Consider the following 7,471-nt stretch of genomic DNA (forward strand, 5'->3'; position numbering starts at 1 on the left):
GGTGGTTCAGCCGATCTGCGCGTTCTTCGAGACGGTCACCTGGTCGACGTCGGAGGTGCGCACGGTCACCTCGACCTTCCAGTCGCCCGCGAGGGGCAGCTGTACCCCGCTCGCCGACCAGTGACCGGTGGTGATGCGGTCGGGGGTGACGGGCAGCGGCCCGATGTCCTGGGCGGAGAGGGTGAAGGCGACCTTCACCTCGGGGATGTCCATGGGCCGGCCGTCCGTGCCCTCCACATAGACGTGCATGACGTTGTCGCCGACGCGCGCGGGCTCGAGGTCGATGGTGACGACCCCCTGGCCGCTCTTGCCGCCACCGGTGTCGAACGGCATGTTCAGCGTCACCGCGCCGGTGCCCTGACCGGTCGGCGCGGACGCCGAGGACGACGAGGAGGCGCCGGCTGCCCTGGCCTCCTGTTCCGTGCGGCCCGGCTCGGTCTGGGTCAGCACGGTGGTGACAGCGAGCAGGACGGCGGCGATACCCGCCTCGGCCAGTACGGAGCGGCGCAGGCCCGAGCGGTGGGGGTCGGCGTCGCGCAGGCGCTTCTGCCGGGCGGTCTCCACCGCGGTCCGCTGCCGGGCGAGCTGAGCGGCCCGCACGGATCCCGCACCGGTCGTCCCTCCGGCCTCGGACCCTGCCTGCGCGCCCTGCGCGTCCTGCCTGTCGCTCGCGTCCTGAGCGTCCGTGGCCTCGGCGGTCCGCCCGGCGGAGACCGACGCCTTTCCCGAGCCGGACTCCCCGGTGTCGGACTCCCCGGCATCGGACGTCCGGGTGCCCGACGCGCCCGTTCCGGCCTTCTCGGCCGGCACCTCCGCCAGCCGTGCCGTCCACCGCCGTGAGAGGGAGGCCACCCCGACCAGCACCGACACGAGCCCGATCTTGACGAGCAGCAGCTGCCCGTACCGGGTGTCGGTGAAGGCCGACCAGGAGCCGAGCTGCCGCCAGCTCTGGTAGATCCCCGTGACGACCAGGGCGATCACGCTGCCGAAGGCGAGCCGCGAGAACCGCTGGACGGTGTCCCGGCCGACCGGAGTCTCGGCGGGCGCCCGGAAGAGCGCCACGAGCAGCGCGGTGAGCCCACCGAGCCAGGCGGCGACGGCCAGCAGATGCACCACGTCGACCGGCATGGCGATACCCGGCTGGAGTCCCTGCGAGGCGTGCTCGGACATCGCCCAGCTCGCGGCGAGCCCGGCTGCCACGACGGTCCCCCCGATCGCGAGCCCGAAGTTGAGATCCCGCTTCTCCTCCGCCTCCTCCGCCTCCTCCGCCTCCTCCGAGTCGTTCCGCGGGCGCGCGGCGCCGTCGTCGGCGGTGGGGGCGGACGACGGGCGGGCATGGGCACCGAACAGCACGGCTATGAACAATGCCGCCGCGGCGAGCAGCAGCAGCCGGGACACCAGCGCCGCGCCCGTCTTGGTCTGGAGCACGTCCCCGAGCAGTGAGAGGTCGAAGACGTCGCCGGCCTTGCCGGAGGTCGTGTAGGAGCCGCGGAGCAGCAGCAGCCCGAGCGTGGACACGGTGAGCGCGAGCCAGCCGGACACGACCAGCCGCTGCACCGGCCGCACCCCGGAACCGCGTCCCCAGCAGGCGAGTACGAAGGCGGCACCGCCGACCATGACGACGAACCCGGTGTACGACACGTACCGGCCGAAGCCGTACAGCAGGCCCACGAGCCCGTCGTCGGACCCCTGCGCGGAGACCGAGACGGAGGTCTCGGAAGGCGCGCCGATGGAGAAGGTGAAGGCCCCGGCGACGGGATGACTGTCCGCCGACACCACCTGGTAGGCCACGGTGTACGTGCCGTCGGGCAGCCCGCTGAGCAGCCGCACGGCGTAGGTCGTGCCGCTCGGGTTGACCGGGTCGCCCTTGTCCACCCGCTTGCCCTGGGGATCGAGCACCCGCACGGCGTCGTCGCTCACCGCGATCTGCTCGGAGAAGGTGAGCGAGATCTGGGCGGGAGCCGTGTCGACCACCGTCCCCCGCTCTGGGTCGCTGCCGGTCAGCGCGGCATGCGCGGATGCGGGAGCGGCCCCGGCGAGGAGTGCGCCGGTGACGGCCAGGAACAGCAGCACCAGGGTCCGCACGCGGGGGGCGATGGTCTGGGTCACAGGGGTGTCTCCCTCAGTGTCCGGTTTTCGGAACGTAGGTGGCCGGTTTCACCGGAATCTCGACCGTGACGGGGTCGGAACGGTCGAAGTGCAGCTGGACGGAGACGTTCTGACCCTGCTTCGGCCGGTGCCTCAGCTGCTCGAACATCAGATGGTTGCCGCCGCTCTCCAGCACCAGGCTGCCGTGGGCCGGGATCTCGAGGGCCTCGACCTCCTGCATGGCACCGTCGACGGTCTCGTGGACGGTGACCTGGCCGGCGGCATCGCTGCTGACCGAGGTCAGCCGGTCCGCGGCACCACCGTCGTTGGTGATGGTGAGGAAGCCGGCCGCCATGTCCGACACCGGCTGCGGCATGTACGCGGAGTCCACGGAGAGCTTCGCCCTGCCGTCACCGGACCCCGAGCCCTCCGAGCCGACGCATCCGGTGAGGACCAGCGCCCCGGCGACGGCCACGGCCGAGGCCGCCGGCCACCTCACGGCTTCTCCCCCTTGATGATCTTGGGAAGGTCCTTGGTGTAGTCCTCGACGGTGGCGTCCTCGCCGTAGAGGACGTAACCGCCGTCGGTCTTCGGGGAGAAGGCGATGACCTGGGTGCCGTGGTCGGAGACGGTCTTGCCGTTGTCGTCCTTGCGCGGCGGGTCGATGGAGATGCCGAGGGTGCGGGCCCCGGCCTGGATGGTGTCGAAGTCACCGGTCAGACCGACGACCTGGGAGTCGATGCCCTTGAGCCACGTGCCGAGCGCGGCGGAGGTGTCCCGCTCCGGGTCGGTGGTGACGAACACGATCCGCAGCTGGTCCTGCTGGTCCTGCGGCAGCTGCTTCTTCGCCACGGCGAGGTTGTTCATCGTCAGCGGACAGACGTCGGGGCAGTGGGTGTAGCCGAAGTAGATGAGGGTGGGCCGGCCCGCGGTCGCCTCACGGAAGTCGTACGCCTTGCCCCGGGTGTCGGTCAGGACGAGGTCCGGCTTCTCGAACGGCCTGTCCAGAACGGTGGCCGCCTTCTGCGAGCCGGCCTCCTCGGACACCATGGCGACGGGGTTGCCGTCGGCACCACTGTCACTGCCGCAGGCGGAGAGGGTGAGGGAGGCGACGGCGAGCAGAGCCGCCGCCGCGAAGGTCTTCTTACGCATGCATGGTTCCTGGGAGTGAGGAATCCGGCGCGCACCGGGATGCCGCGGAACCGCGGGCGGTCCCGGTGCGCGCCGTGGAGAGGGGTGAGGGCTCAGACGGTGGTGCGCCGGCGCCCGGCGAGCACGCCGTAGGCGACGCCCGCCGCACCGACCACGATGCCGACGACGCCCAGGACACGGGCGGTGGTGTCGGTACCGCCGGTGTCGGACGCGGCGGTCTCGGCGGAGGCGTTCTCGGCCGATCCGGTGCCGTCGGACGCCTTGTCGTCGGCCGCGGCGCCGTGGTGGTCCCCGGTGGCCTCGGAGAGGGTCAGCACGGGAGCCGGGTGGTCGGGCTCGTCCTGGCCCTCCTGCGGCACCTCGATCCAGCGGACGACCTCCTTGTTGGAGTACGTCTGCAGGGCCTTGAAGACGAGTTCGTCGGCGTCCTCGGGCAGCGTGCCGACGGACACCGGGAACTTCTGGAAGAAGCCGGGCGCGATGCCGTCGCCCTTGGCGGTCCAGGTGACCGTGGAGACCGCCTCGTTGATCTTCTTGCCGTGCACCTCGAGCGGCTTGTCCAGCTTGGACTTGGTGACCGTGATGTCCCAGCCCTCGACCGGCTGCGGCATCACGGACGACAGCGGGTGGTCCGTGGGGAACGTGACCTCGACCTTGGTGGTCGAGGCGCTGTCCCGCTCGTTGGGGACCTTGAAGCCGACGACCGCGTAACCGCCCTTCGCGGCCTCACCGTCGGGCTGCACGCTGACGTGCGCGAGGGCGGGGGAGGACAGGGCGAGGACGGTGACACCGGCGGCGGCACCGGCGGCGGCGATACGGGAAGCCTTCATGGCAGAGCACTCCGTTTCGATTGAGAAGTCACTGACGGTGGGAGATACGCCGCGCGTGCGGCCTGACGGTCCTCGCGGCGAGAACCCCGGACGCACACGCACGTGGGCCGCACACGCGCTTGCCACGGGGACGCCCCTCTCCCACCGGAAGGCCGGGGAGCCGGAAGATCCGGCGGACCCGTCAGCGGCGGAGTGGTGGTCGCCTCGCGTCAGGCGGCGAGAACGAGTGCGGTCGGGGCGGCGGCGGGCGGGCCCCGGCGGATCACCGTGTGCTGCAGCGCGGGGGTGCGGGGCAGAGGGGGCGCGAGCAGCGCGGTACACGCCGTACGCGGGGCCTCCTGCGGTGCTCCCGGGAGTCCGGCGCGCAGGGCACGCACCAGGGTGAGCGCCGCGCGGAGGGACCGTACGAGGGCACCTTCGGCGACACCGTGCGCCGACAGCTCGGCCAGCCGCAGCAGGGCCAGGTCGCCGTGGCGCAGCAGCCACCCCGCGGCCGTCGCCGCGAGGACGTGGCCGAGCAGCATCGGCAGCGACGGCAGCAGGGCCGCCGGGGATCCCCCGGCGGCCGACAGGGCGTCCGCCGCGTGGGAGTGTGCCTCGCCGGGGTGGACCCGCGCGTCGGTGAGGAGGCGCTCGGCCCGCGCGGGGCTGATTCCCGCGGCGGCGGTTCCGCACAGCAGCCGTGCGGCCTGCTCGACCAGCGCGGCGTCGGACAGGCCGGACGACGCTCCCGCGGCGGGTGCGCCGTGCTGCCCCAGGCCGAACAGGGCGTGCAGTGCCGTCTGGCCGAGCGCCAGCGTCGCGGCGATCACCGGCAGGGAACGCACGCGTCCGGCGAGTGGCGCGGCGACCGCGACCGCGCAGAGGAACCCCGCGCCCAGCGTCCACAGCGGGACGGTGGCGCGGGCGGCGACGGTGTGGCCTGCCCCGGCCAGCACGACACAGACCGCGGCGAAGACCGCGGCCCGCAGAACCCGGAGTCCTCGTCCGGAGCGCGTCGTGCGCGAGTGGGGGGCAGACATGGCGGCCTCATCATCGCACCGGCCCCCCGGTCGGCGTACGGCAGGTCCGCAAGATGCGGTACGACCGGAAGATCACATCTGCTGTCCGCTGCCCCACATACACCGTTCGGCTCCACGACACACCCGCCATATGGGCGGTGTCACGGCGACTTCACGCTTACCGGCGAGCACTCAGGGCAATACGTAACGGTATGTCGAGCCGCAGCCAGGAGGCTGGAGCATGAGCATCTGGTGGTCACTCCATCTCCGGCGCGATGCCGCCAGTGTGCCGCTCGCCCGGCGCCTGCTGCTCGGCACCATGGAGACCGCGGGTGTCGACCCCGACGTCTCCTACGACCTTTCCGTCGCCCTCAGCGAGGCCTGCGCGAACGCGGTCGAGCACGGCGGGGACACCGCGCGGGGCGGCATGTCGGAGGCGTACCGGGTGACCGCCTATCTCGACGGGGAGAAGTGCCGTATCGAGGTCGCCGACGCGGGGCCGGGCTTTCCCGGCGCGGCCGGAGGCGGCCGTTCCCGCCCGCCGTTCCCTCCCGCGCCGTCCGAGGCGGAGCACGGCCGGGGACTGGGGCTCATCCGGGAGCTGGCCGACCATGTGCACATCGGGAACAAGCCGGGCAGGGGCGGCGCGGTGGTGAGCTTCGACAAGATCCTCAAGTGGCGTGAGGACGCTCCGCTCGTCGCGGTGTAGCGACGACGGCGGCCGGGCACGCGCGCGTACCCGGCCGCCGTGTGGTGCGCCGGCTGTCAGCCCTTGAGCTCCGCCATCCAGGCCTCGACCTCGTGCGACCGCCGGGGCAGTCCGGCGGAGAGGTTCCGGTTGCCGTCCTCGGTGACGAGGATGTCGTCCTCGATGCGCACGCCGATGCCCCGGTACTCCTCGGGCACGGTCAGGTCGTCGGCCTGGAAGTACAGCCCCGGCTCGACGGTGAGCACCATGCCGGGCTCCAGCGTGCCCTCGACGTACGTCTCGGTCCGCGCGGCGGCGCAGTCGTGGACGTCCATGCCGAGCATGTGACCGGTGCCGTGCAGCGTCCAGCGGCGCTGCAGGCCCAGTTCCAGCACCCGCTCCACGGGGCCCTCGACCAGACCCCACTCGACGAGCCGCTCGGCCAGCACCCGCTGGGCGGCGTGGTGGAAGTCCCGGTACTTGGCTCCCGGCTTCACCGCCGCGATCCCGGCTTCCTGGGCGTCGTACACGGCGTCGTAGATCTTCTTCTGCAGCTCGCTGTACGTGCCGTTGACCGGCAGCGTGCGGGTGACGTCGGCCGTGTAGTACGTGTGCGTCTCCACCCCCGCGTCGAGCAGCAGCAGGTCGCCGGAGCGGACCGGGCCGTCGTTGCGCACCCAGTGCAGGGTGCAGGCGTGCGGACCCGCGGCGCAGATGGAGCCGTAACCGACGTCGTTGCCCTCCACGCGGGCACGCAGGAAGAACGTTCCCTCGAGGTAGCGCTCGCTGGTGGCCTCGGCCTTGTCGAGGACCTTCACCACGTCCTCGAAGCCGCGCACGGTGGAGTCGACGGCCTTCTGCAGCTCGCCGATCTCGAAGTCGTCCTTGACCAACCGCATCTCGGAGAGGAAGACACGCAGCTCCTCGTCGCGCTCGGCGGTGACCTTGTCGGTCAGCGCCGCCTCGACGCCGGCGTCGTGACCGCGTACGACCCGCACCGGGCCGGTGGCCTCGCGCAGCGCCCCGGCGAGCTCGCGCACGTCGGAGGCGGGGATGCCGTACAGCTTCTCGGACTCGGTGAGCGAGTGGCGGCGGCCGACCCACAGCTCGCCCTGGCCGTCCAGCCAGAACTCGCCGTTCTCGCGGTCGGAGCGGGGCAGCAGGTAGATCGTCTCCGTATGGCCGTCCGCCGTGGGCTCCAGGACGAGGACGCCGTCCTCCGTCTGGTTGCCGGTGAGGTACGCGTACTCGACCGACGCGCGGAAGGAGTACTCGGTGTCGTTCGAACGGGTCTTCAGGTTGCCCGCGGGGACGACCAGACGCTCACCCGGGAAGCGGGCGGACAGCGCCGCGCGGCGTGCGGCGGTCTCGGCGGCCTGCGCGATCGGCTCCAGGCCGTGCAGCTCGGTGTCGGCCCAGCCGCTCCTCATGCTCTCGGCCAGCTCGTCGGACACGCCCGGGTACAGGCCGTTCTTGCGCTGCTTGACGGGCTCCTCTTCGGCAGTCTCCGGGGTCTCCGGCAGCTCGTCCGCCACGGTCATCCTCCTCGATACGGCACTGGACCACCCCCCATCGTACGGTCGTACGGAAACGGACGAACCGGGGAATGACCTGTTACCGCGGGCACACACGGGGCCACCGGCGGGGCCACCGGGCCGCCGCCGAACCGCGGCCCCTCGCCTCCGGTGGCCGGGCCGCGGTTCGCCCGGATG

General features: G+C 72.2%; 7 protein-coding genes. 1 reads left to right on the forward strand and 6 read right to left on the reverse strand.

Annotated features, from left to right (window positions below):
- Positions 1-6: 6 nt before the first annotated feature.
- The 5 genes from B9S61_RS21205 to B9S61_RS21225 form a co-directional block, all read right to left on the reverse strand.
- Positions 7-2,109, reverse strand: a complete 2,103-nt coding sequence (locus B9S61_RS21205; protein WP_103543677.1) for a copper resistance CopC/CopD family protein — start codon at positions 2,107-2,109, stop codon at positions 7-9.
- 13 nt (positions 2,110-2,122) lie between these two features.
- Complete coding sequence (locus tag B9S61_RS21210) at positions 2,123-2,587, reverse strand: copper chaperone PCu(A)C (RefSeq protein ID WP_103543678.1); 465 nt, start codon at positions 2,585-2,587, stop codon at positions 2,123-2,125.
- Positions 2,584-3,240, reverse strand: a complete 657-nt coding sequence (locus B9S61_RS21215; RefSeq protein ID WP_103543679.1) for an SCO family protein — start codon at positions 3,238-3,240, stop codon at positions 2,584-2,586. The genes B9S61_RS21210 and B9S61_RS21215 overlap by 4 nt, the downstream gene beginning before the upstream one ends.
- Positions 3,241-3,332: 92 nt before the next feature.
- Complete coding sequence (locus B9S61_RS21220) at positions 3,333-4,070, reverse strand: YcnI family protein (RefSeq protein WP_103543680.1); 738 nt, start codon at positions 4,068-4,070, stop codon at positions 3,333-3,335.
- 209 nt (positions 4,071-4,279) lie between these two features.
- Complete coding sequence (locus tag B9S61_RS21225) at positions 4,280-5,092, reverse strand: hypothetical protein (protein WP_103543681.1); 813 nt, start codon at positions 5,090-5,092, stop codon at positions 4,280-4,282.
- 220 nt (positions 5,093-5,312) lie between these two features.
- Here B9S61_RS21225 and B9S61_RS21230 point away from each other — a divergent pair, with 220 nt between their 5' ends.
- Positions 5,313-5,780, forward strand: a complete 468-nt coding sequence (locus B9S61_RS21230; protein WP_103543682.1) for an ATP-binding protein — start codon at positions 5,313-5,315, stop codon at positions 5,778-5,780.
- A gap of 56 nt (positions 5,781-5,836) precedes the next feature.
- On the opposite strand, the gene B9S61_RS21235 is transcribed toward B9S61_RS21230, so the two are convergent.
- Positions 5,837-7,300 (reverse strand): aminopeptidase P family protein, encoded by a 1,464-nt coding sequence (locus B9S61_RS21235; RefSeq protein ID WP_374936233.1) that lies wholly within the window; start codon positions 7,298-7,300, stop codon positions 5,837-5,839.
- Positions 7,301-7,471 lie beyond the last annotated feature (171 nt).

The sequence above is a fragment of the Streptomyces sp. SM1 genome (assembly GCF_002910825.1).
Classification (GTDB): domain Bacteria; phylum Actinomycetota; class Actinomycetes; order Streptomycetales; family Streptomycetaceae; genus Streptomyces; species Streptomyces okerensis.

Bases quoted from the DNA above. Each gene is read 5' to 3' on its own strand.
- B9S61_RS21225 (WP_103543681.1), bottom strand. From the start codon at position 5,092: ATGTCTGCCCCCCACTCGCGCACGACGCGCTCCGGACGAGGACTCCGG.
- B9S61_RS21220 (WP_103543680.1), bottom strand. From the start codon at position 4,070: ATGAAGGCTTCCCGTATCGCCGCCGCCGGTGCCGCCGCCGGTGTCACC.
- B9S61_RS21215 (WP_103543679.1), bottom strand. From the start codon at position 3,240: ATGCGTAAGAAGACCTTCGCGGCGGCGGCTCTGCTCGCCGTCGCCTCC.
- B9S61_RS21230 (WP_103543682.1), top strand. From the start codon at position 5,313: ATGAGCATCTGGTGGTCACTCCATCTCCGGCGCGATGCCGCCAGTGTG.
- B9S61_RS21235 (WP_374936233.1), bottom strand. From the start codon at position 7,300: ATGACCGTGGCGGACGAGCTGCCGGAGACCCCGGAGACTGCCGAAGAG.